The 24,313-nt window shown below is 38.9% G+C and carries 25 protein-coding genes and 1 riboswitch; of the genes, 8 read left to right on the forward strand and 17 right to left on the reverse strand.

Going from position 1 to position 24,313, the window contains the following annotated elements; genetic code table 11:
* The first annotated feature begins 203 nt into the window (after nucleotides 1-203).
* Nucleotides 204-563 carry a DnaJ family domain-containing protein gene (locus J7W16_RS08525; RefSeq protein WP_210596876.1) on the forward strand — a complete coding sequence of 120 codons (360 nt, stop codon included), beginning with the start codon at nucleotides 204-206 and terminating at the stop codon, nucleotides 561-563.
* Between the two features lie 55 nt (nucleotides 564-618).
* On the opposite strand, the gene J7W16_RS08530 is transcribed toward J7W16_RS08525, so the two are convergent.
* The 4 genes from J7W16_RS08530 to cobA all read right to left on the reverse strand — a co-directional run bounded on the left by J7W16_RS08530 (nucleotide 619) and on the right by cobA (nucleotide 4,284).
* Nucleotides 619-1,185, reverse strand: a complete 567-nt coding sequence (locus tag J7W16_RS08530) for an MOSC domain-containing protein (RefSeq protein WP_246879921.1) — start codon at nucleotides 1,183-1,185, stop codon at nucleotides 619-621.
* Nucleotides 1,186-1,364: 179 nt separating this feature from the next.
* Nucleotides 1,365-1,985 carry a precorrin-2 dehydrogenase/sirohydrochlorin ferrochelatase family protein gene (locus tag J7W16_RS08535; RefSeq protein ID WP_210596877.1) on the reverse strand — a complete coding sequence of 207 codons (621 nt, stop codon included), beginning with the start codon at nucleotides 1,983-1,985 and terminating at the stop codon, nucleotides 1,365-1,367.
* Nucleotides 1,986-2,819 carry a sirohydrochlorin chelatase gene (locus J7W16_RS08540; protein WP_210596878.1) on the reverse strand — a complete coding sequence of 278 codons (834 nt, stop codon included), beginning with the start codon at nucleotides 2,817-2,819 and terminating at the stop codon, nucleotides 1,986-1,988.
* Between the two features lie 4 nt (nucleotides 2,820-2,823).
* Entirely contained in the window at nucleotides 2,824-4,284 is a 1,461-nt protein-coding gene (cobA, locus tag J7W16_RS08545) for a uroporphyrinogen-III C-methyltransferase (RefSeq protein ID WP_210596879.1), read from the reverse strand.
* 272 nt (nucleotides 4,285-4,556) lie between these two features.
* Here cobA and J7W16_RS08550 point away from each other — a divergent pair, with 272 nt between their 5' ends.
* The 4 genes from J7W16_RS08550 (at nucleotide 4,557) to J7W16_RS08565 (ending at nucleotide 8,196) form a co-directional block, all read left to right on the forward strand.
* Nucleotides 4,557-4,862, forward strand: coding sequence for a MerR family transcriptional regulator (locus tag J7W16_RS08550; RefSeq protein ID WP_210596880.1), 306 nt, complete (start codon nucleotides 4,557-4,559; stop codon nucleotides 4,860-4,862).
* A gap of 122 nt (nucleotides 4,863-4,984) precedes the next feature.
* Nucleotides 4,985-5,791, forward strand: coding sequence for a divergent polysaccharide deacetylase family protein (locus J7W16_RS08555; protein WP_210596881.1), 807 nt, complete (start codon nucleotides 4,985-4,987; stop codon nucleotides 5,789-5,791).
* Between the two features lie 15 nt (nucleotides 5,792-5,806).
* A complete protein-coding gene (locus J7W16_RS08560; RefSeq protein ID WP_210596882.1) occupies nucleotides 5,807-6,373 on the forward strand; it encodes a GNAT family N-acetyltransferase in 567 nt (188 codons plus the stop codon).
* Nucleotides 6,370-8,196, forward strand: a complete 1,827-nt coding sequence (locus J7W16_RS08565; protein WP_210596883.1) for a S8 family peptidase — start codon at nucleotides 6,370-6,372, stop codon at nucleotides 8,194-8,196. The genes J7W16_RS08560 and J7W16_RS08565 overlap by 4 nt, the downstream gene beginning before the upstream one ends.
* Nucleotides 8,197-8,942: 746 nt before the next feature.
* Here the strand turns inward: J7W16_RS08565 and cysC are convergent.
* From cysC to J7W16_RS08590, 5 genes are all read right to left on the reverse strand, one after another.
* Nucleotides 8,943-9,536 carry an adenylyl-sulfate kinase gene (gene cysC, locus J7W16_RS08570; RefSeq protein ID WP_210596884.1) on the reverse strand — a complete coding sequence of 198 codons (594 nt, stop codon included), beginning with the start codon at nucleotides 9,534-9,536 and terminating at the stop codon, nucleotides 8,943-8,945.
* Between the two features lie 14 nt (nucleotides 9,537-9,550).
* The gene (gene sat, locus J7W16_RS08575; protein WP_210596885.1) at nucleotides 9,551-10,696 is read right to left on the reverse strand and encodes a sulfate adenylyltransferase; all 1,146 of its coding nucleotides are present in this window, start codon (nucleotides 10,694-10,696) and stop codon (nucleotides 9,551-9,553) included.
* 30 nt (nucleotides 10,697-10,726) lie between these two features.
* The gene (locus tag J7W16_RS08580) at nucleotides 10,727-11,449 is read right to left on the reverse strand and encodes a phosphoadenylyl-sulfate reductase (RefSeq protein WP_210596886.1); all 723 of its coding nucleotides are present in this window, start codon (nucleotides 11,447-11,449) and stop codon (nucleotides 10,727-10,729) included.
* A gap of 176 nt (nucleotides 11,450-11,625) precedes the next feature.
* Nucleotides 11,626-12,393, reverse strand: coding sequence for a DUF4097 family beta strand repeat-containing protein (locus tag J7W16_RS08585; protein WP_210596887.1), 768 nt, complete (start codon nucleotides 12,391-12,393; stop codon nucleotides 11,626-11,628).
* Nucleotides 12,394-12,467: 74 nt separating this feature from the next.
* Entirely contained in the window at nucleotides 12,468-12,719 is a 252-nt protein-coding gene (locus J7W16_RS08590) for a hypothetical protein (protein WP_210596888.1), read from the reverse strand.
* Between the two features lie 110 nt (nucleotides 12,720-12,829).
* Between J7W16_RS08590 and namA the strand changes: the two genes are divergently transcribed.
* Together namA and J7W16_RS08600 are read left to right on the forward strand one after the other, a co-directional pair.
* Nucleotides 12,830-13,849, forward strand: coding sequence for an NADPH dehydrogenase NamA (namA, locus tag J7W16_RS08595; protein WP_210596889.1), 1,020 nt, complete (start codon nucleotides 12,830-12,832; stop codon nucleotides 13,847-13,849).
* A 95-nt stretch (nucleotides 13,850-13,944) separates the two neighbouring features.
* Nucleotides 13,945-14,056, forward strand: a riboswitch (SAM riboswitch).
* A gap of 148 nt (nucleotides 14,057-14,204) precedes the next feature.
* Nucleotides 14,205-15,308 carry a 5-methyltetrahydropteroyltriglutamate--homocysteine S-methyltransferase gene (locus J7W16_RS08600; protein ID WP_419095823.1) on the forward strand — a complete coding sequence of 368 codons (1,104 nt, stop codon included), beginning with the start codon at nucleotides 14,205-14,207 and terminating at the stop codon, nucleotides 15,306-15,308.
* Between the two features lie 381 nt (nucleotides 15,309-15,689).
* Here the strand turns inward: J7W16_RS08600 and J7W16_RS08605 are convergent, their stop codons facing one another.
* From J7W16_RS08605 to J7W16_RS08635, 7 genes are all read right to left on the reverse strand, one after another.
* The gene (locus tag J7W16_RS08605) at nucleotides 15,690-16,127 is read right to left on the reverse strand and encodes an SRPBCC family protein (RefSeq protein WP_210596890.1); all 438 of its coding nucleotides are present in this window, start codon (nucleotides 16,125-16,127) and stop codon (nucleotides 15,690-15,692) included.
* 12 nt (nucleotides 16,128-16,139) lie between these two features.
* Nucleotides 16,140-16,577: a YaaR family protein gene (locus tag J7W16_RS08610; protein ID WP_210596891.1), complete on the reverse strand. Its 438-nt coding sequence runs from the start codon at nucleotides 16,575-16,577 to the stop codon at nucleotides 16,140-16,142.
* Nucleotides 16,578-16,703: 126 nt separating this feature from the next.
* Nucleotides 16,704-18,155: a flagellin N-terminal helical domain-containing protein gene (locus J7W16_RS08615; RefSeq protein ID WP_210596892.1), complete on the reverse strand. Its 1,452-nt coding sequence runs from the start codon at nucleotides 18,153-18,155 to the stop codon at nucleotides 16,704-16,706.
* Nucleotides 18,156-18,167: 12 nt separating this feature from the next.
* On the reverse strand, nucleotides 18,168-18,596 hold the full coding sequence (gene fliS / locus J7W16_RS08620; RefSeq protein WP_210596893.1) for a flagellar export chaperone FliS: 429 nt from the start codon (nucleotides 18,594-18,596) through the stop codon (nucleotides 18,168-18,170).
* 59 nt (nucleotides 18,597-18,655) lie between these two features.
* Complete coding sequence (locus J7W16_RS08625; protein WP_210596894.1) at nucleotides 18,656-18,949, reverse strand: EscU/YscU/HrcU family type III secretion system export apparatus switch protein; 294 nt, start codon at nucleotides 18,947-18,949, stop codon at nucleotides 18,656-18,658.
* Nucleotides 18,946-21,465, reverse strand: coding sequence for a S1 domain-containing protein (locus tag J7W16_RS08630; RefSeq protein WP_210596895.1), 2,520 nt, complete (start codon nucleotides 21,463-21,465; stop codon nucleotides 18,946-18,948). Before J7W16_RS08630 ends, J7W16_RS08625 begins: the two co-directional genes overlap by 4 nt.
* A 66-nt stretch (nucleotides 21,466-21,531) precedes the next feature.
* Nucleotides 21,532-22,722 carry a DNA polymerase IV gene (locus J7W16_RS08635; RefSeq protein WP_210596896.1) on the reverse strand — a complete coding sequence of 397 codons (1,191 nt, stop codon included), beginning with the start codon at nucleotides 22,720-22,722 and terminating at the stop codon, nucleotides 21,532-21,534.
* A 139-nt stretch (nucleotides 22,723-22,861) separates the two neighbouring features.
* On the opposite strand from J7W16_RS08635, the gene J7W16_RS08640 reads away from it, so the two are divergent.
* Nucleotides 22,862-23,050, forward strand: coding sequence for a hypothetical protein (locus J7W16_RS08640; protein ID WP_210596897.1), 189 nt, complete (start codon nucleotides 22,862-22,864; stop codon nucleotides 23,048-23,050).
* 91 nt (nucleotides 23,051-23,141) lie between these two features.
* Here the strand turns inward: J7W16_RS08640 and J7W16_RS08645 are convergent, their stop codons facing one another.
* Nucleotides 23,142-24,260 (reverse strand): M20/M25/M40 family metallo-hydrolase, encoded by a 1,119-nt coding sequence (locus J7W16_RS08645; protein WP_210596898.1) that lies wholly within the window; start codon nucleotides 24,258-24,260, stop codon nucleotides 23,142-23,144.
* Nucleotides 24,261-24,313: the final 53 nt, after the last annotated feature.

Raw genomic sequence — 24,313 nt, forward strand, 5'->3', positions numbered from 1 at the left:
ACAAACGAAGAAACGGCTAGCTAGTTGCCAGCATTCATCCCTTCACTAAAACGCCTTTGGAAAAAGGCGTTTTTCAATATTCCACACAAACAGCAATTGATTACCCAACATATATCAAATATGTTCACACTTTTGACCTTAAATAAATCCCATATTTTGTTATACTATTATTAACACACATAATAACAAAGGGTGGATTGCATATGTCTAGAGATTGGCTTGGTGATATAGTTTCTGATTACGGAAAAGATAATAAATCAAATAGACTAAAAGGATTTGGTGAACCGCTCTCAAGTGAAGTGTTAAATGGAAACGTTTTAGACCGAACGATCAAAAATGCGAATTATCTACCTGAATGGATAGCCTTACAGCATCGAATTCGTGACCAGCTCTCCAAACTCCTAATCACTCAGAAAGATGGGCGACCAACTGAAGAGATTCTTCTCCAAGTTGAAGCAATTAATCAGCAAATAAGAAAATACAATACCATTTGTCCACCGCCTATGCAGAAAATGAAGGTGTTCCCGGACCGCATTGAAGCACATCTGAATCAGTGGCTATAAAACAACTATTGATTCACTACCATGATCGAACTTGTCCAAAAGAACACCGGTTTCATTACTGCATTGGATTGTCTAAGTTATTGACGAAGATTTGCACTTCATCTCCTTCATAAACCTTTCCAGGACATTCAACAGCACAAACAATACCTCTTCTTTTTAATGCTGCACGAATGAAGCGAGTAGCAAGCTTAGGCTCCATTTCGTAATGCTTTTGAATTTCCTGACCAGGAAGGTTACATGGTTTGTTTTCTCCCATACAAATTAGCCCTGTTCCATCAGGGAATAGTAGGCGTGAGCCAATCATTAACGTCGTTAATTCTGGGTACCCATTTACGAGCAGGTTCGCTCCGAGCCACTCTGGTAAAACATATTCAATCCCTAGCTCCTCAGCGATTAGCGATAATTCCTCTTCAGAAACAATCGTGATCTGACGCAGATTTAATTTTTCTGTTCCTCTTGGATACATTGGCTGTCTAGCATCAGCTAATGAGGTTACACCAAAATGACGATCTCCGGCAATTCCTCCAAACTCAAGATTCGCCATCGGTATCCTTCTAGTGATAAAAGACCCGGGGGTATCTGCAAGCAAGATCGCATTCACTTTTGCTCTTTCTTTTTTCAATCCTTTCCCTCTTTTCACTTATCATAGTCATCAATTGTTTACTCACTTTTGTTCATTCGAGCAACTCAGATATGCCTTATTATAGACGATTTCGGGCCGGAATAAAAAAGGAGACCGCTGAAAATAGTAAAGCTCATCTTTTTCAGCGGTCATGTATAAGATTATTACCCTTTTACACCCTAATGAATGACGTCATCAATCATTTGCTTCATGAGTGTATCGCGATCCTTATTTCTAAGAACCTTTTCAGAAGTTGCTTGACGTAGCAGTTGCTTCCGTTGTGACGGCTCGGAGACAGCCTCTTGTACTTGTCTTCTTACCTTATCTAGAAAAATTAAATCTCCCTCAATTTCATCTGTTAAACACTCTTCAATCTTTTCCTTTAACTGCTTAGCATACGTCGGACTACTTCCATTCGTCGACAAAGCGACAGAAAGTTCTCCCCGGGTAATCGTTATTGGAAAATGGATATCACTAGCGACAGGATCATCAGCAAGATAAATCAGCTGTCCTGGCTTACGCTGCTCTAACAATCTTTGATGGAGTTCATGATTCGTTGATGTCAGTAATAATAGATCAGTATCAAATGAATGCCTCTCACTTATCTCCCCTTTTATCCAGATAATCTGTGAATGATCATGATAGCCTGCGAGACTTTGATCTAGAGACGGGGAATATACCATCACTTCTTTTATACCTGCACTCAATAGCTTTGGGATATGCCGAGCAGCAACTTTTCCTGCACCAACAACAGCAGCTGTTTTCCCTTCAAGTTTTAGCATGATTGGGAGACGCTTCATTTACTTCGCCTCTACCTTGTTAGAGTATGCCAAACGAAATTGGCATGTATCACAATTCACTTGGACATTATCATCTAATACCTCTTGTACTCTTCTCGCTAACACATCGACTAACTGATCATCAAAGCCCAGATAGTCAGTTAGAATAAAGGTCTTATTTGTATTTTCAGACCATTCATCAAGTTTCTTCTGTAGTCCTTTCATTAGAACACCAGTAAATAAGAGGTATGGCACAACATAAATTGTATCATTCGGCAATCTATGAACTCTTTCTAAGCCTTCATCAACATTTGGTCTTGTTGCAGCAATAAAACAAACCTCAACATCTGAGACCGGTGTAAACTCCCAAACTAAACGAGAGATCTTCATTAAATCACTTGTATTATCTGGATCACTGCTACCCCGTCCTACCAAGAGAATTGAAATTGGCTTACGCTCTTCATAAACTGGACGACCTTCAGGGATATCAAGGCCAGCTGTTAGCAAACGATCTTGAATAATCTCGACAACATTTTGTTCGACCCCGATCGGTCGACCATAGGAGAAATCAATTTCAGGGTAATTGGCTTTAACTTCATCAACAGCTTCTGGGATATCAACTTTGGCATGTCCAGCTGTTAAAAGTAACACGGGCAAAACTGCAATTTTAGTTGCCCCTTGCTGAACACAGGCAGCGATACCTTCTTCAATTGTTGGTTCAGCTAATTCGAGAAAACAGCATTCTTGTATCATAATTTCCGGATGAGCGGCCTTAGCTTTCTCTACAAATCCAAATAATTCATCATTGCCCTCTTGAACACGACTTCCATGACCAATATACAATATTGCTTGCATTCATTCACCTACTTTCATTCGTTTGTAATGCTTCCATTAATGCTTCTTCAGAAGGTTCTGTTAAACATAAATCAACCTTATAGCCACACTTTTCGGCAGCCTTTTTAGAAAGTGGGCCAAAACAGATAATCTTTGCCCTTTCTGATAGCTGAAGTGGGGTTTGCTCACAGTCTTTCATTTGTTCTGTAATGACATAAACCGATTCTGCACTTGGAAATATAATCGTGTCAATGCGATCCTCATCAAGAAGACGTCTACAGGTCCAATTGGATTGTTTGACGACTTTTTCCTCATGTGAAATCAGAAAATCATGTTCACCATATATCTTTGTTCTATCTTCGTTCATAGTCAGGGATTGCGGACCAACAACTAGACATTTCCCTTCTTTTATCATCTCATTATTCGGAAATGCAAGACAAGCAAAAGACTCTATCGCCCTTCTTGATTTAATAGAAGCTCCGTAAAAGGTTGCTTTTAACGAGCGAACATCAATTTTTTGTTTACTTAATTGCTTAAAGAACCAACTAACACTCGTAGGAGAGTGAAACACTATTTCATCATAGTCACGAATATCTTCGCTTAATTCCAATTCCATCTCAGTTGTTTGGAAACGTGGAAATTCAAATACATCAGCTCCAGACTGACGAAGATGTTCAGCAATTGAACTTGCTCCTTCTGATGTTCGTCCAAATAGCAGCTGTTTCCCAAACAATAGTTGCCTTTCAAACCAACTTTCCTTTGTGCGAAGTTTAGCTACATCACCGACTAAAGTAATAGCTGGATTCGAAAACTTCTTTTCACGAACGATCTCGGCAATCGTTTCTAGAGTTCCACTTAATGTTTTTTGCTTGCCTAGCGTTCCCCATTGAATCAGTATGACTGGGGTGTCCGGTTTGCGCCCATGTGCAATTAGTTGTTCACAAATATATGGAAGGTTTTTCACACCCATATAAAAGGCAATTGTATCTACACCAGTAGCAACTCCTGCCCAGTCGATAAGTGGCTGACCATTAGGTGATTTGTCATGCCCCGTAATAATAGCAAAAGAGGCCCCATGCTCTCGATGAGTAACTGGTATACCAGCATAGGTTGCTGCTCCTATCCCTGCTGTAATACCTGGTACAATCTCATAGGATATTCCTACTGCTTCAAGTGCCTCTGCTTCCTCCCCAACTCGCCCAAATACACTCGGGTCCCCCCCTTTTAGACGAACGACAACTTTGCCTTCCAATGCATACTTTACGAGCAAATCATTAATTGCTTCCTGCCTTAGAAGATGTCTGTCTGGCAGTTTTCCGCAATAGACAAGCTCTGCACCTGGCTTGGTTTCTTCTAGCAATAAAGGATTAACTAACCTGTCATAAAGAACAACATCAGCAATCCTTAAACATTGTTGGCCTTTCACTGTCATTAAGCGAATATCCCCAGGCCCTGCACCAACTAAATAAACATACCCTTCTCTCATATAAACGCTCCTCAATATCCGACTATTTATATCTGTATTATCAATTATAATATAAGCCATCTAATTGCTCAAACTAATCCTAGTATACCCTCTTACCCCTGTTGTAAATAGAATAACACGACAGAGCAATGGGTACTCTAACTAATTGAAAACAATGATATTAATAAAAGACGTTAGATTATCTGACATCAAAAACCCTTTTCTTCCATAACCTATGCTATGATAGAAAAAAGATTGAACATTCTAACTTAAAAGGCTGTGGGGTGGAATGGGTGTCGTCATATAAAGATAAAAAAGTGATAACCATTGGGATTGTAAGTGAGTTGACAGGACTTTCCGAACGTAAAATCCGCTACTATGAAGAAAGAAAGTTAATTTATCCAGAACGCTCTAAAGGTGGAACGAGAAAGTACTCGTTTCTAGACGTTGAAAGATTACTCGATATTGCAAACAAAATGGAAGACGGCATGCAAACCTTTGAAATTAGGAAAATGGAACAAAAGCAACTTCAGAAAAAAGAGGTTCGCGACCGCATGTTACGTGGTCAGTTGAATGCCGCATTTAATATCCGCAAATAACACATGTGTAACGAGATTTATTCTCGTTGTGCATGTGTTTTTTGTTTGTTTTTTTTGTAATCCTCATAATTAATCAGACAAATGACAAACTAACGATAAGCTAATTGAAAGAAGGTGCCACGATGCGTCGTGTTTGTTTGGGGTTGTTTATGATGATAACAATGACTGTTTTCTTTTTCTCGACATGTGACTCAAAAATAGAAGCAGCTGATATAACACATGCTGCAATCATCATTGATGACTTTGGTGGTGAGGTAAAAGGCGTTGATTCATTTTTGAATAGCAACATTCCTATTACAGTTGCCATTATGCCTTTTCTAGAACAGTCAGAGGAGCAAGCAAAACGAGCCCACGCTGCCGGATTTGAAATTATCATTCATTTACCGATGGAGCCTAGACAAGGGAAAGCATCCTGGCTTGGGCCAAATGCGATTACCAGTGATCTTTCAAATGATGAGGTCAGAAGAAGAGTAATCCAAGCAATTGAAAATGTTCCTCACGCAAAAGGGATTAATAATCATATGGGTTCAAAAATAGTCGAGGACGAACGAATCATTAGGGTTGTTTTAGAAGTGGCAAAAGAGCATGGGTTATATGTCATTGATAGCGGGACAAGTTCCAAATCGGTCATTCCAGAACTTTCTTCTGAAATGAACATTCCTACTTCCTCAAGGGATATTTTCCTTGATGATACCCTTTCTTCAAGACAGTATGTTACTAAACAAATGATGGCATTGCTAAAAATGGCTCAAAAAAATGGACAGGCTATCGCCATCGGTCATGTTGGTATAAAAGGGGAAGAAACATTTGCAGGCATTTCCAATGCCCTCAAACAATTCAAGGATAATAATGTCGAGATTGTACCAATGTCCTATTTATTTAATACCTCAGTTGAGAAAGACCATAGTCGATTTTGGCAACCAAACTAAAGGGGAGGAGATCACTTGCTTGCAACCCAATTCAGTCAAACTGTTCATACATTTCAGTCCAAGGATGGTACTCCCATCAGGTTGCGACCTGTAAGGATAGAAGACGCTAGCGAAATTGTCGAAGCAGCCAAAAGTATTATCGACAAAGGTGTGTTCATTCAAAAGAAAAAGGTTCGTAGTGTAACCGAGGAACAGCAATTTATAAGAGACATGATCGATAATGGTCATATGTATATCGTAGCTGAGGTGAATGGTATTGTACGCGGTATAGCTAGAGTTCTTCGAGGGGATTTAAATATGAAAAGACATACAGGTCTTTTTAGAACATGGCTTCATGAAGATGCTCAAGGCAAGGGGATCGGGAAACAGATCATGAAGTACACCCTTGATTGGTGCCAAAGTGAAGGACTCCATAAGCTCTGTTTAACCGTCTTTTCAACGAATGACATTGCTCTAAAGCTGTACGAGCGAGCTGGGTTTATTATTGAAGGTGTTCAAAAGGACCAAGTTATCTTCAACACTCAGTTTGCTGATGAAATATGGATGGCTTATTTCTTTAAAAAAGAAGGTGAAATTAGATGATTCGTGGAATAAAAGTTGCTCTCTTCATAGCGATCGTTGGTTTAGGTCTATTATTAATTGGAGAAACCTTAATTGATGACAATCAATTTGCCGTCCAAAACGTTGATATTCCAAAGAATTTGGAAGTATCAGCTATGGATCACTTAATGGCTGAAGATTTATCAATGACAACTTCAATGTTCTTAAAGCAACTTTCCGTTCAAATGCAACGCTGGGCTGAACGTGACCTAAGTACAGGACAATTACAAGAAGAATTTGAAGAAGAGCTGAAAGAACATGCTCATTTCAACGGCTTTGCCATATTGAAAAATGACAAAGTGATTGTTGAAGCAGGTCATATAAAAGAAATTAATCCTGATAACCTAACACATCGACATATGAACAGTCAGTTTTCTGATCCATACCAAATTGATGGTCATCAATATATGTTAATGGGTGAACGCCTTGACAATGGACTTGTTGTTCTAGGAGAAGTAAAACTATCATTTGTTAAAGATTTTGTAAAAGGACTTGCCTCTGTTGCTGACGCGAATGGGACATTTTTCGTCTCTGGAGATTATCCAAGTGTGAATTGGAAAACAACCGATGACCTTCCCGAAAATCTTGAATCTGAGGTCGTTCCAGAACTCGGATGGCAAATTGTTGTCCATTCAGAAGGGCAATCTATCCAATCATTGGACCGTGAATATATTGAAAAACAAGCTGTAATAAAATTTAAGCACCCTGAGACAGCGTCTGTTTGGTTTGCCGACCAGCCTGATTTAACCATTATCGAAAACAAAAGTCCTTTGTTTCTCGTTGAGTCAGCAAATGAAAATACAATTGAGCTCATTCAGCGGTTGAAAAGAGATTATGATCTAGCCATTGTTGAACCGAACTATACTCTTAGTAAACAAGTTGGTTTTCTAACAACTGTTCCAAAACAAGAACAGGAAAAACAAAAAGACATGACACCTTTAAGTTCTATCAAACCTAACGATGAATTTTTCCGGCCATATCAATGGAATTTAAATCAAATTGAAACAGATAAGGGCTGGAGTTTATCTAGTGGTGATGATGTGGTTATTGCTGTACTTGATACCGGTGTTGATCCAAACCACTTAGACTTAAAAGGAAAGCTTGTCCATGGTTATAATGCGTTTGATGATTCTTTAGATTTCACCGATCAACATGGACATGGAACACATGTCGCTGGCATCGCCGCTGCTCTAACAAATAATGTGACTGGTATTGCCGGTGTATCGGCACAAAGCCGTATTCTCCCTGTAAAAGTTCTGAATGAAAATGGTGAGGGATCATCTTATGAAGTTGCAAAAGGAATCTACTGGGCCGTTCAACATGGAGCTGATGTCATTAACATGAGTCTCGGTGATTATCATTCATCAGACATCCTATATGATGCCATCCGCTATGCATATGAAGAAGATGTCGTTCTAATAGCCGCATCAGGAAATGACAATGTTGCAGATCCAATGTACCCTTCTAACTATAAGGAAGTACTGACCGTGTCTGCTGTGAATGACGCTAGGAACCGTGCCTTCTTCTCTAATTTCGGTAATCATGTTGATGTTGCGGCACCTGGCGAGCATATTCCTAGTCTATTTCCTGATAATAACTACGTCGTTATGTCTGGAACATCAATGGCAGCTCCCCATGTTGCTGGACTAGCCGGGTTGATTCGCTCATTTAGTCCTGAATTAACAAATAAACAAGTATATGAAGTGATCACTTCAACAGCAACTGATTTAGGTACAAGAGGCTATGATCCCTACTATGGCTTTGGTGAAATCGATGTTGAAGCTGCACTACGCTCATTAAAGTAAAATTTTCAAAAGTGAATAAATGGAAAAGGCCAGATAGTGGATGAACACCGCTACTGAAATATACTTCGCTTTCCGCGGGAAGCCGGTGAGCCTCCTCGTGCCTCGGCACTGTGGGGTCTCACCTTTGGCTTTTGTGTCCCGCAGGAGTCTACGTATATTTCATCCGCTACGTGATTACGTTGTTCGGTATATCAGTTAGTAACTTTAGTTCCCAGCCTTTTCTCAAACCACAAAGGTAAACTTCAGAGGCTCCAAAAGTCTAACGGACAATGATTTCAATATCATTGTCCGTTATTTGTCTCATTGTGGGGGCCTATCTACTCCAACATTTACGAGTACTCATTAGCCTTCTCAGCTCATGGTTCCATACCGAAGAGGTTGAGCATTTCGACAGATGTAACATTCTTAATATTTAATAGAAAACTTTATGATATCTAAAAATAGGAAGGTCGAGTTATTTGATGTCTTTTAAATCGGTTTTAAGAAGTAAGTAATATTCCATTTTCCTCTATTTAAGCGGACGGGATGGGAGGGCCGACTCCTGCAGGAAGAAAAGGGCAGGTTGAAATCCACCGGCATAGCCGGTTAGTTCAACGCCCTCCGGCGGGTGCTGCCCCCCATCCCGGTAGCGAATGCGAAGCGTCTTTTCATGACCAGAATCACTAAAAAAGCTTGTCGACTAACCACATAATGACTTTGTCGACAAGGAAAAAGGAAAAACGCCTCATCAACGTTTTTCCTTTTTTTTATAAAATATTCTTCTCTTTTAAATATGCCAAAATCGTCTCAACTGATTCTTCAACAGTTTGCTTATCAGAATCAACAACGATCTCAGGAGCCTCTGGTTCTTCGTACGGGGAACTAATTCCCGTAAAAGCAGGGATCTCGCCTGATCTAGCCTTTTTATAAAGACCTTTTGGATCTCTCTGTTCGCATGCCTCTAGAGAACATCGAACATATACCTCAATAAATTCTCCCTCTTCAACAAGCTCACGAACACGATCGCGATCTTCTTTAAATGGTGAAATAAACGCTGTACAAACCACTGTACCTGAGTCGACAAATAACTTTGCAACTTCGCCAATTCGTCTAATATTTTCTTTACGGTCATCATCACTAAAACCGAGACCTTTATTTAAACCAAGACGGACATTGTCTCCATCAAGGATATAGCTTTTAGTTCCTTGTTCGAATAATCGATGCTCAAGGGCATTCGCTAGTGTAGATTTCCCCGCACCAGATAATCCTGTAAACCATAGGATGCAACTACGATGTCCATTTCGCTTTTGACGCTCTTCTTTTTTGATTGTTGTTTCATGCCAGACTAGGTTCTCTGCCACATTAAATCCCCCTCTTACGATTGAACTTTTTGTTTCATGCCACGAATAAGTACTTCTACTACTTCTTTACGGCTAAACTCAGGTGGTGGTGTAACACCTTCAGAAAGCATTTGACGAACCTTAGTTCCAGATAAAATCACACGATCTTCTTTACTATGTGGGCATGTTTTCGTTGAAGCCATGTTTCCACAAGCCTTACAGAAAAAGCTGTGTTCAAAAAACAATGGTTCAATTCCAAGTTCATCCTTCTCGAATTCCGAGAAAATAAGTTGAGCATCGTACGTTCCATAATAATCACCAACACCGGCATGATCGCGTCCAACTATAAAGTGAGTACAACCAAAGTTTTGGCGAACGATTGCGTGGAAAACAGCTTCACGTGGACCGGCATAGCGCATTGCTGCTGGGAATACTGCTAAGAAGACACGATCTTTCGGGTAATATTTATCAAGTAATACTTCATAGCTTTCCATTCTCACGTCAGCCGGGATATCATCCGATTTCGTTTCTCCAACTAGCGGATTTAAAAATAATCCATCAACAATTTCTAATGCTGATTTTTGAATATATTCATGTGCACGGTGAACAGGATTACGTGTTTGGAATCCAACAATTCTCTTCCAGCCAAGCTCCTCGAATTTCGCACGAGTTTCGGCAGGATCTAAATGATATTCAGCAAAACGATCACGCTCTAAACGCTTTGTTAAAGTAATTGGACCGGCAACATATACAATTGCACGCTCAAATAACTTATTTACCCCAGGATGGGCTTGATCTGTAGTTCGATAAACATTTGCAGCTTCTTCTTCTTTATTTGGTTCAAATACTTCAGTAACCTCAATCACACCATACACATCACCTTGATGAACAAGTTTCACCTTTTCACCTGTTTCAAGTGAGTTTGCAATGTCTCCATCTACAGGTAATGTAATTGGAATGCTCCAAATCGTCCCATCAGCTAATCGCATATTTTTAACAACAGATTCATAATCATTCTTGCCAAGGAAACCTGTTAAAGGACTAAATGCACCAATCCCAATCAATTCAAGGTCTGATAATGCAAACGCGTCTAGTTCAATTTCCTTGTTAATTCCTGATACATCATAAGTTGGTTCGAAGCGTTGAATCAATGTGCCACCGTGTGCTTTAATTGTTGTCATTGTTTTTAAATCCTCCTAGATAATAGTTAATTAAATGCCACTTCCGTTGATATGCAATCCACACTCTGTTTTCGATGTGTTTGCCCATCTGCCACTTCGAGGATCTTCGCCTTCAGCGACGGGCTTGGTACAGTACTCGCAACCAATACTTGGGTAGTTTTTGTCATGTAATTCATTATAATCAAGTTTATGAAGTCGAATATACATCCAGATTTCTTCTTCTGTCCAATGAATTAATGGGCATATCTTAATTGATTTGAAACGGTTATCCTTATTCACAAACTGCGTATTAGCTCGTGTAGGTGATTGCTCACGACGAAGCCCTGAAATCCATGCGTCATACTTATCTAATTCCCGTTGCAAAGGAACGAGTTTACGAACACCACAGCAAGCATCCGGTTGTTTTTCCCAAAGCTTATCTCCATACTTCTCAGCTTGTTCTTCAGGAGTAATTTCGGGCTTTGCAATCTCAATGTTCAATGTCGGATATCTAGCTTTGACCTTATCAATCAATTCATAGGTTTCTTTGAAATGAAAATCAGTATCCAAAAAAACAATTGTGGCATCCTTTTTGACCTTACTAATTAAATCAATTAAAACCATTCCTTCAGCACCAAAACTACAGGAATAAACTAGTTTATCTTCAAATGTAGCGTACGCCCATTTTAGTACCTCAAGTGTATCTTTTCGTTCCAATAATTTATTGTAATGCTCATAGTCCTTTTCTAGGACTGACTCAAATGTCACAGTCATGATGATTTCACCCCTTTTATTACTTTTTCATATGAATGATTTTTAATCCCTTGTATTTTTATATGATTTATTAGTTTAATAGTAATCCAACACCATCCATGATGTCAATATACTCATTTACCTAGAAAAGGTATCTCAAAAATGGAATATTTTCGAGATACCTTAAATATGATGATTTATGGTTGAGTAATTTGACCACTTACATCTTCAATTGTGACGGATCCTTGCTGGCTTTCAACGACTGTTACATTACCATTAACACCTGTTATTTTAATATTTCCATATCCATTCCTAACTGTAACCTCACCTTGATAATCCTCAATCGTCAGAGCACCAGATCCATTAGTACTAAATAAATTCCCCGATGACTTAGTTACACTAGTCTCTCCTGATGCATTATTTATTGTTGTATCCCCAGATACATTTGTTAACATTACTTTTCCAGCACCATCTGTAATTTTGACTGTTCCATTAATTTGATCAAGAAACAAATGATCTGAACCATGTTCAATAACCAGATCACTAGCCATTGAATTAACTTTCAATTGTCCTTCATTCTGTTTGTAGTCAATTTTTAAATCATTCGGTACTTTAATCTCTAAATGAATATTGCCTTGCTCAATCTCTGCACCTCTTGTGACTGCTGTTGTTAAAAGTGCACCTTCATCTACTTCTGTCAAACTCATACTTAAATGCTCTTCTAAAAAGGTCCTCGCTTGCTCTTCTTCTTCACTCATTACTGAGAGTGTTGCCTCAACCTCAATCTGGTCAAGTCCTTCAACACCAGTAATTGTGACATCACCTTCATCATGTTGAATGAAAAATGTTTCAAGACCGCTTGCTTCTAATTGTATTGTTTCTGTTTCTTCGACTGTCAGAATATTACACCCACTTAAAACCGTCAGCATCATTAATAAAAATCCTATCAACCATTTAGTTTTCATATTCTCCGCTCCTGTCCATCTGTCTAAGTCTAGTTTACAGAATGTCTATCAAGAAGCAACCAGAATGCATGCCATTATTGTGACAATTGCTTTTTTACGAATGGAATTACTTCTGCTGGTTCTTTTTTCAAGGTTTTGTATTCCACTTTGTATCCTTCCTTTTCCCTTTTGCGAAAAGTCATTTCCGAGATCGGTCTTGGTGTAGTCCATCCAAGTGAATCAATATCCTCCCAAGAATCGTATGTAATTAACTCAGTCTTATAAAAATACTGGTTTCCGGAAGAATACAAATGACATATATATTTCACTGTCTGTTTTGAATGCATAAAAAAACTCCTTTCCTCCTTATCCTTTCCGTCTTTCACAAATCCTAAAATTCGAGATTAAAAAATAAGCATGGTAAACTATTAACTAAGAAAATAAGGGAGGTATTTCGATGACAAATAAACTATTTTCACCATACACCGTTAAAGGGGTCACCTTAAAGAACCGCATTGTCATGTCGCCAATGTGTATGTACTCCTCTGAGACAAAAGATGGAACAGTCCGTCCTTTCCATATTACTCATTACGAATCAAGAGCAATTGGACAAGTTGGACTTATTATGATTGAAGCAACAGCAGTAACACCGCAGGGGCGAATTTCCGATCAAGACTTAGGGATTTGGGATGATTTACATATTTCTGGACACAAAACTGTAGTTGAACGTGTTCATGCCCATGACGCTAAGGCCGCTATTCAATTAGCTCATGCCGGCCGTAAAGCAACTGTATCAGGAACAATTTATGCCCCTTCTGCGATTCCATTTAATGAAAAAATGGCGATGCCAAAGGAATTAACAACTGAAGAAATCCATCAAAAAATAGCCGCTTTCCAAGCGGGAGCTCGTCGTTCCAAGCAGGCTGGCTTTGATATTATTGAAATTCATGCTGCCCATGGCTATTTATTAAATGAATTTCTATCGCCACTAACAAACAAACGAACAGATGAATACGGAGGTTCTTTGGAGAATCGTTTCCGTATGTTAAAGGAAACAATTCTAGCTGTGAAAGAGGAGTGGGAAGGACCTCTATTTGTGCGGATATCTGCTGAAGAGTATATGGAAGGCGGGAATACATTATCTGACTTTGTTCAGCTGTCTCAATGGATGAGGGATTTAGAAGTCGATTTAATCGATGTAAGCACAGGAGGCGTTGTTCCTGCTGGTCCACCAAATGTTTACCCTGGTTACCAAGTAAAGCATGCAGAAGAAATCAAAAAAGGAGCTAAGATTGATGTAGGTGCAGTCGGTTTAATCACATCTGGTCTTCAAGCAGAGGAAATCCTCCAGAATGATAGAGCTGATTTAATCTTCGTAGCTCGGGAGCTACTACGTAATCCTTATTGGGCTCGAGTCGCTGCCGAACAACTTAATACAAACATTCAAGCACCAACTCCTTATGAACGAGGTTGGTAGAAATGTATGAATGAAGACATTCCTTTCTAGTAAAAGTAATTGTTGCAAATTTTAAGTAAATGATATAAAGTAGTGAAAAATCTAATAATACTGATTTCTTATCAAGAGAGGTCGAGGGTATGGCCCTATGACACCTCAGCAACCAACAATGATCTTTCATTGTAAGGTGCTAATTCCAACAAGTTTAGCCGACTTGAAAGATAAGAAGATGACTATAGTTTTAAAAAAGTCTTCTTCTTAAATGGTGAAGACTTTTTTTATTACCCAAAAAGTCGGCAACATGGAACAGGACTTGGGGCTAGCAAAAGATCAGTTGTTAGAAAAGAAAAAGATAATAAAAGAGGAGATGGAGAAAATGAGCACAGTTAAAACACAAGCACCATTTCGGGCTGATCATGTAGGAAGCTTCCTAAGACCAGAACGTTTAAAGAATGCACGTTTACAAAAACAAAATGGGGACATTTCTGCTGAACAATTACGTTCAATTGAAGATGAAGAGATCACCAAGCTAGTTGAAAAGCAAAAGGAAGTTGGCCTTCAAGGTGTAACTGACGGAGAGTTCAGACGCGGCTGGTGGCATTATGATTTCCTTGCAGGACTAGATGGGGTCGAACTTTTCGATACAGAATCTGGAATTCAATTTAATGGGGTAGAAACAAGTGCTCATGGAATTAGAATAATTGGCAAAATTGATTTTACAAATCATCCAATGATTGACGATTATAAATTCTTACATAGTGTTGCCGGTGACCATCTTGCTAAATTTACAATCCCTAGTCCAAATATGTTATTTTTCAGAGAGGAATCTGATTTATCACCATATACAACTGAAGAAGAATTGTTTGATGATTTAATTGCTGCTTATAAGAAAGCGATACAAGCATTTTATGATGCAGGTTGCCGTTATCTTCAGTTAGACGACACATCATGGTCACTATTCTTCTCTGAAGAGTCTCAACAATTAATTAAAGCCCGTGGACATGAAACAGAGGCACTAGCTCAATTATTCGCTAGAGGAATTAACGAATCAATTGCAGACAAACCTGAGGATTTAGTGATTACAATGCATATTTGCAGAGGTAACTTCAAATCGACCTATGTCGGAACAGGTGGCTATGAAAATGCTTCAGAAACGATTTTCGGTGGCTTAAATGTTGACGGATTATTTCTAGAGTTTGATGATGAGCGTTCTGGTGGATTTGAACCTTTAAGACATGTAAAACGAGATGATCTTCAGCTTGTACTAGGATTGATTACGTCTAAATTTGGCGAGTTAGAAAATCCTGAGAATGTCAAGGCACGTATTAAAGAAGCTAGTGAATATGTCGGCTTGGACCAAATTTGCTTAAGCCCACAATGCGGATTTGCTTCAACTGAAGAAGGTAATCTTCTTACTGAAGAACAACAGTGGGACAAGATACGCCATGTTGTTCAAATTGCAGAGGATGTTTGGAAATAAGATTAATAAAAAGAGGCTTGGACAAATGTGTTTTAACTAATGAAAAACCGTACTATTATAAATGGTATAGAAGCACCGCTCCTGAAATATACTTCGCTTTCCGCGGGAAGCCGGTGAGCCTCCTCGGCTACGCCTGTGGGGTCTCACCTTTGGCTTTTGCATCCCGCAGGAGTCTACGTATATTTCATCCGCTACGTGATTGCTGTTTTCGGTATTTCAATTAGATACTTTTTTGTAATAGAGAAAATAGGCATAAAAAGGCACTTCAAACCTCTATCGGGATGGGGGCACCCTTAATTTTTCTTTAACAGCCTTATAACTAGAAATCATAAATGGATGCGAAAGAACGCTGCCGAGGCTATCAGCAGCGTTCTATTTGTATTAGCTATGAAATACTTCCTTTAAAGCTTTCTCTCTCCCCTTGAACATTTGATTAAGAAAGAGATGAATTAGTTTCTCTGGTAGATATGCTTCAACAACAAGACTATCTGTCATTAACGTTTTGTCAGGTCGATCTTCATAACGTTCAAATGCATGCTTGTGCTTCCAATACGTAAACGGAAAAGGCATTACTAGTCCTTTATCAACAAATAGCAATGGTGCTTCGACATCTTCAATTAGAGAAATCCACTTCATTCGAATCAACGAAAAGCCTAAGCTCATCACTATTTCATTGCCTTGCATAGTCCGAGGATCTGATTCAATCTTTATTTTGGGGAAAGACGTGATTTTTGCCAAATTCTCAGCTGTAGAAAAAAAATCCCACACGTCATCAATTGGTGCCTCAATGGTCGTTTTGTAAGTGAATGTATATTTCATAGCACAGATACCCTATGCATAAATGTTTACTAACAATCCCTTAATTTCTCCAACCATATTTAAAATATCTAATCCCTTTTTCTCTTTCTTTAATACAGCATCTGTTAGGTCTAGAAGTTTACGATCCACTTCCTCAACAATTTTATATATTTTCGTTCTTCCTCTTCGGTTAAAACCACGTCTCTCTTCAAGGCTTAATCCAAATTGAACAGCATCCTCCATGAAATCCTTCACGAGCTGCTTATATTTTCTAAGCTCGTCAACCGTTCGTGTTTCTGAAAGAACCTTTCCTTGATCATCTATTTTTTGCATGAGCTGCGATAGACGCTCATATGCCTTTTCATCACGTTGTTTGCCAATGACCTCTTGGAACGATACTTTAGCCTCAGGTCCAGTTTTCTTAGACTCGACACGCCCTAGTCCTGCTTTGCCAATTCGTTGTATATCCAAATCACACACCTCCACTTTCGTTTCAATCACTGATTAGAGTTTATCATATAAAATTCACAAGAAGAAAATGAATATCATGGAAAAACTGGCGAGAAGAACAAGTCCTCTCGCCAGTTAAGAAAAAGTTTATTGTAAAAGCTGTAAAACACCTTGTGGTAATTGATTGGCTTGAGCAAGCATTGCTGTTGCAGACTGGTTTAAGATATTGTTACGTGTAAACTCAGTCATCTCAAGAGCCATATCTGCGTCACGAATACGTGATTCAGAAGCAGTTAAGTTCTCATGAGTTACTTGAAGATTATTGATTGTATGCTCTAGACGATTCTGAACTGCCCCAAGCTTTGAACGAGCATCAGATAAACTATTAATCGCTTGATCTAAGCTGAAGATCGCTTGATTCGCATCATCATTAGTAAGAACACTTACATCCTCAATTCCAAGTGTAACAATATCCATGCGAGGAATATCGATCATTACATTTTGGTTTGTATTTGGACCAATTTGGAATGAAAGAGCATTATTTGTAATCGTGAAGTCAAATGGATCAACAGTACCATCTGCTGCAACAGGACTATTTTTAATATTAGAATTAAAATTGTATTCAATTCCACCGTGTTTGAAAACACCGTTTGTGCTTACAAGATCACGTGGTGCTTGAATTGTAACAGGTCCGTTATCCGTTACATTTCGTAACTCAATTTCCGCTTTAGCTTCCAACGTAATTTTAACTGTTCCAGCACCACTAATCTTACTCGTATCAATTAACAAACCAGCTACAGTTCTATCATCTGCATTATAGCCAGCCGCAGTTGGGTCGGCTGCATTGGAGCCAATCCCTACAACCTTACTCCCTATTGATAAACCATCTGGATCTAGTATTTCAACTCTTGCAAATTCATTTTCTTCTACATCACGAACAAGTAGAGTGTATTCACCTAATTTCATAGGATCCGCTTCTGCATCTGCTCCAAAATTCTCAAACTGAATATCATTTACACTATCGCCTAATCCAGAAGCAGGTTGAGTGATTTTAGGACTTGGACCAACTTCTTTAAGAATAACTTGATAGTCTCCAGATTCAAGATTAGCATCATTTACTAATGGAAATCCTTCTAGGTTCACATTATTGGCATCAGCATTAAACGTCGTCAATACAGCACTAAACCCATTAAGTAATTTACGTGTATTAAACTCCGTCTTTTCTGAGATATCATCAACCTCTAGCTTTAACTGGTCAATTTCTTTTTGGATCTGTGCACGGTCATATTCTGTATTTGTATCATTGGCTGCCTGAACAGCAAGCTCACGCATACGTTGAAGCATTGTATGAACTTCCTGCATAGCTCCCTCAGACGTTTGCATTAGAGAAATACCATCCATCGCATTACGCTCTGCCATCTTTAATCCACGAATTTGTGAACGCATTTTTTCAGAGATTGCTAGTCCAGCGGCGTCATCAGAAGCACGGTTAATACGTAAACCAGAAGAAAGCTTTTCTAAATTTTTTGAAGTTTGAAATTGGTTTTTATTTAAGTTTCTATACGCGTTAAGTGCTTGAATATTATTGTTTATTTTCATCGTCAGACTCCTCTATTCTTTCTCATAAATTGAATTAGTTTCATAGGCTCTTGTTTTCAACTTAACTGTCGAAGCTTGCATATCTCGTTTCATCTTCATTGCTTCATTCCAAGATGACATTATCGTTAATAGCAGGTTCATCACTTCTTGAAGGATTGAAGGATCCTTTTTAAAGTTAGCCTCAATGATCTTATCTGCAATATAGTTATACACTTGTTCTAATTGGTCTGCGATAATGCCAGCTTCATAGTTAATACCAGCACCAAGGCGATGAATAATATCGCCAGCCTTTTGCATTTTTTCGTTCGCAGTTAGAAAGTCTTTATTATTAATTAATGTAATTGCTTCTTCTAAATTATTGATACACGCTTCATATAGAAGAGCAGTTAATTCTTGCGATGATTTTTGATGTAATGCTTCCTTTGTGAGGAACGCTGTCAAAGCTTCCACCTCCGACTAAATCTTTCATAATTCTATTATCGGTTCTTTCGACAAATTCTTTAATACTTTTTCTCCATTTCTTCAATAAGCAGCAAAATTTCAGCCATGACTGAATAGAGCTGTGGAGGGATATTGTCGCCTAAGTCCATATCAAGTAGGTTCTCAACCAACATCGGGTCCTCTTGCATATGAATATTATTTTTTTTGGCTAAATCGATAATTTGGTTAGCAACTTGTCCCTTTCCATGTGCAACAACCTGTGGACTTTCATTATGATCATAACGAATAACTGCGGCAGAGGGACCATTAATATGTCGTCGTTGTTTTTGGTTTATATGTTTTGAAATCATCATATTTTCAAGTCAAATCCTTTCCCATAACTTGTAGCAGCATTGCTCTGTTTCTTATCTATTGATAGCTCCTTCTTTTCCTCTTCAGTCTTTAAAGGAGAATACTTAATATCATTAATTGAGTAGCCAATATCAACCAATTTATCAACAGCGTGTTGAACAAGTGGCGTCATTTTTTGTTTGAAATCCTGTTGATCATTTTTCATCGTAACAGACAATTGGCGGTCTTTAGCTGAAACCAAAATACCAATATCGCCCATCTTAGGTGTCTGCATTAAAAAATAAATGCTGCAATTCTCCCAATCAACTTCTTGCCCCTCATTACGCGAATTCACAAAGACTTGCAAGTTTTCAACATTATTTTCTAACAACATCGGAAGTTGGAAAAATATGCTTTGCATGCCCTGTTGATCTGAACGACTAAGTAATTGTTGGCCAGTTACATTGTTTAGGGCCTGATTTGCTAGTTGCTGTACACGTGAACCTTCTTCTTCACCACGGGCTAATTGGAGCAGCATTGATTTCAAGTTTTGATCAGCATTTTGCTGCTGTTCACGCCCACCATTTGCTAATTGCTGTGCCATTTCACTATCACGATTTAATCCGAGCATTCTTACCATTTCAAGCATTGCACGTGGTGAGCTCTCTTGAACAGGACCTCTCGCTATCTCAGCAATCTGTCTCGGGACAGCTTGTTCTGGAGATAAATCACGTAATGCCATCTCTCTTGCTGCTGTATAATGCTTTACTTTCGTGTCAGAAGGTTGAAAGTGAACCTTATCAATAAGCTGGGTAACTTCTTTAACAATTTTATTTGCCTCTACATGCTGTCCTTTTGCTAGAAGCTTCTTCGCCTCCGTAAGCTGGCTGCTCGCTTGCATGAGTTGTCGCTCTGTTTTCATATCTGTAAAAAGCATCATTTCGCTTTTTAATATCGCATGATCTAATTTCTTGATCGTTGCCTCAAGCATTGGCTTCACTTGTGACTGTGCTTGGTTTCTAAATTGATCAAGTAATCGAGTTGCTTGATCTAATGTTCGATTTACTTCACGTTGAAGAGATTTAAAATCTCCTGTCATTTGAGCCATCTTTTCAGTAACCGTCGTAACAGCTATTGCCTTACTTGCTGCCTGCATGCTATGAAGAAGATCATCCTGGGCATATGCTGCTTCCTTTGGTACTGCTAACGCTTGATTAGTTTGGATCGTCTGCTCGAGTTGTTGCAGTCCATTTGACAGTTCTTGACGAGCTTTAAGTTCCCTTCCTTGTGTATTAAGACTAGCTGCATGCTCAATGATTTGACGTAATGATTGTTTGCTATTTTCAGGTAACTCCATACCATCAAGTTGCGCCTGAATGGATTGAAGGATTTTCTCAAACACTGGTTCCTTCTGTAACATGCTCATTGTTTGCTGAAGGAAAGTAGCATTAGGCTTATTCACTTGATCCGAGTTTATATTTTTACTTGATGAAAGTTGCTCAATTAAATTAAGCGATTGAAGAATTTTCTCCCCAGCAACTTGTTGAAGTTGTAGAGCTTGTTTTACTGCTCTATTTAATAACTCATTTGATTGATTTTCCGTTAAGGCTGATAATTGACTTCTTACCTCTGGAGTAATTCCTTCTCGTGCAATGAGATTTCGCAGTTGTTGAACCATCTCACTCTCTGCTACATCTTGAGGTAATGCTTGGACCACTCGGTCAATGGCTACCCTATTTAATTGGCGAGCCTCTGCTGATAACTGTTCACTACTTCTTTTTATTCCATCTATATCTGATGTGTTAGGTAGATCGTTCACTACAGTACCTAGTTTTTCGACGGCCTGCTTGATAGAACCATTGTTTACTAGATTTCGAATTTCTTGTGGGGAGGTTACCTTATTACTCCCTTCCTGTCCTTGCGCATGTCGTTCACGTGGCTGTACGTTAAAGTCTTGATCAAGTTCTTTTGCTAGATCACTTAGAACCTGATTGAAGGAACGACCATTTAGAGCTTCGTCAACTGCTTTCAGATGATTTGCTGTGACATCCAGACGTTTATTAGCAAGTGCCTCAATTGTTCGCATTTTCTGTTCAATTGGTCCTTTGCTTAAAAAACGCTGTAATTCTTGAACAGACTCTGGCGATAGGTCAACACCCTTATTAAGAAGGGTTGATGCGGCCTGTTTCAATTCAGCGGTTGGTTGATTTACCCCTAGCTGTCGTAATGTTTGCACGACATCAGACTGTCGCTTAGACTGATTGCCCTCACTCGCATTTGTCTGAGCAGATCCTTTTGAGTCTTCAACAACCTTTACTTTCATGACATCAGATTTATTATCAATCACTTGGATATTTACACGATCACTTGTTGGGAGTGATCCTTCAAATTTAACTGGTACCTCTTTACCACGAATCGACAAAACCGCTTCTTCTTTGTTGATTTGTTTGACTGTGGCTTTATAGATATCGCCTTCCTTAAGCTGCGTTCCACGCTCAACCTGAGGCGAAGAGGTCATTCCTTGATGTTGTATTTGCATTGGTTTACACTCCCACTCATTCAAAGTTCTACTTTGTATATCGGACCAAATAGGATCGATGTTTACTTATTCTTGTTCCCCCTTTTGTTTCTTCCAACCGATATTTAAACTATCACTACCATAACGTTGTCTAATTTTTTCTATTGTTGCATTTAATTGGTCCTTTTTGATATCTGCTTTGTACGTAAATAAATCCAGTTGTTTATAGGCATATTGTTGATCAACTAAATCATACGTACTAATTCCAAGAAGTCTAATCCGCTCATGATTCCACCCCTTATCAAATAAGAGCCTCGCTTCTTTTCGTAAATCCTCTATTGATTGAATAGGATGCTCGACTTTATGGCTCTTTGTTACCATTTTCCAATCATGATACCGGATCGTTATTTGTACACCTCTCGCATAAACATTATTTTTCCTGAGACGTTCGTTCACTCTCAAAGCAAGCTGATCAAAAGTTGCTTGAATGACTGCGAGGTTATCTGTATCAGCCCTTAGTGTCGTTGAGTGCCCAATTGACTTAAATTCCTTATATGCGTGAGGATTGACCGGACGAACATCTATTCCATTCGCTCGACTCCATAATTGTAATCCCCGTTCACCAAACTTCTGAACAAGTTTTTGCTTATCTGCCTTAGCCAAATCACCAATCGTGTGGATCTCATGTTTTTTCCACGTGTCTACCGTTCTTTTCCCAATTCCGTGCATCTGTTCAATTGGCAGCTGCCAAAGCATTGAATCGATGTCCCTTTTTCTTAGAACGGTAATTCCGTTTGGTTTTTTCATGTCACTAGCCATTTTAGCTAGAAACTTATTCGGAGCAACTCCAATACTACATGGTAGTCTAAGCTCATCAAAAATCCTTGCTTGTATCTCTTTGGCTAATTGTAATGGATGGATCTCCTTACTATAACTCGTCACATCCATATATCCCTCGTCAATAGAGACTTGCTGAACTAAAGGTGTATATGAAAATAAAATGTCAAATATTGCTTGGGATGCCGTTCGATACCGCTCACCGTTCGGGGGAAGGATTAACAAATTAGGACAGAGTTTCTTCGCTTGCCAAATCGGCATTGTTGTTTTGACCCCTTTTGCCCTGGCTTCATACGTACTTGTAACGATGATGCCTCTTCTTTCTTCTGGATTACCAGCAATTGCAAGTGGTTTGCCCTTAAGCTTCGGGTTATGAGCCACTTCAACTGAGGCAAAGAAACTATTCATGTCAACATGAAAAATAATACGGGCTTGATTCATCAAACTCCCCCCTCTCTCTTCTTATTATACGAAAATACGTTCGTTTTTAACAGAATAATGAGCTTGCAGTTTTTCAGTAATTTCTATAGAGTAAGAGGTAAGATCATTAATTGAAATTGATTAAAAAGGAGTGGCTTTCATGTATTGTCATTTAAGTTACATTGATGTTTTTAAACAAGTGAACGCCATCCAAAAACTAGCAAAAGTCGAAGAAAAGCATTCACCATCCGTTGCAGAAATGGCTGCAATGATTGGGGATACAGAAGAACATATTTTAGAAAGTATGGAGTTTGGAACAAACAAGTCCTCCTGTTTCCTAATTCATTAGACTTTGTTTTTCTTGTGCTTGATTCCTCGAATATAACCACTCAACGAATGATAAAAAAACCGATCTCATAAATGGGATCGGTTTTCCTCTTTTATTTAGATACTTCTTTAATTACTGCAACTACAGCCTCAGATAATTTTACTAGCTCACCTATTGGCATACGTTCATTTTTTGTATGAATGTCTTCATATCCTACAGCAAGGTTGACAGTTGGGACGCCATGCCCTGCAAAAATATTCGCATCACTTCCGCCACCACTTTGTAGTAATTCAGGCTTTCTTCCGATTGCTTCCATTGCCTTTTTAGCTACTTCAACAACCTTGTCTCCATCCCCTAGCTTGAAACCAGGATACATAATATCGACTTCAACAATAGCAGAGGTACCCATTTGCTCAGCAGTTGTTTCAAATGCTTCTTTCATTTTAGCAACTTGGGCTAACATCTTGTCTTCGATTAATGAACGAGCTTCCGCAAGAATGGATACATGATCACAAACAATATTCGTTTGTGTCCCACCCTCAAAACGTCCAATATTAGCTGTTGTTTCTTCGTCAATTCGGCCTAAAGGCATATTAGAAATCGCCTTGGCAGCAACTGTAATAGCAGAAATCCCCTTCTCTGGTGCAACCCCAGCATGAGCTGTCTTGCCAAGCACCGTTGCATGTACCTTCGCTTGAGTTGGTGCAGCAACAATAATGTTTCCGACAGGACCATCACTATCAAGAGCAAAACCGAAAGAAGCTTTTAATAGTGCAGGATCAAGCGCCTTAGCTCCAACGAGTCCTGATTCTTCCCCAACAGTAATAATAAATTGAATTAAGCCATGTTCAATCTTTTCTTCTTTCAAGCTCCGAATCGCTTCAAGCATTGCTGCAATTCCGGCCTTATCATCCGCTCCAAGAATCGTTGTTCCATCGGTCACGACATATCCATCTTTGATGGAAGGCTTAATTCCTTGTCCTGGAACAACTGTGTCCATATGTGATGTGAAATAGATTGGCTCTACCCCTTGTTTTGACCCTTCTAACGTACAAATGAGATTACCTGCTGCATGCTCTGTCTTTGCTGCAGCATCATCTTCGACAACCGTTAAACCAAGATCCTCGAACTTCTTTTTTAATACTGGAGCGATTAATTGCTCATGTTTTGTTTCTGAATCAATTTGGACTAATTCGAGGAATTCCTCTACTAAACGTTTTTCGTTAATCATATGTATAGCCTCCTACTTTTCATTATAATAAATCGTATCGTTCTCCTCGCAAA

It is taken from the genome of Halalkalibacter suaedae (assembly GCF_017939705.1).
GTDB lineage: Bacteria > Bacillota > Bacilli > Bacillales > Bacillaceae_D > Halalkalibacter > Halalkalibacter suaedae.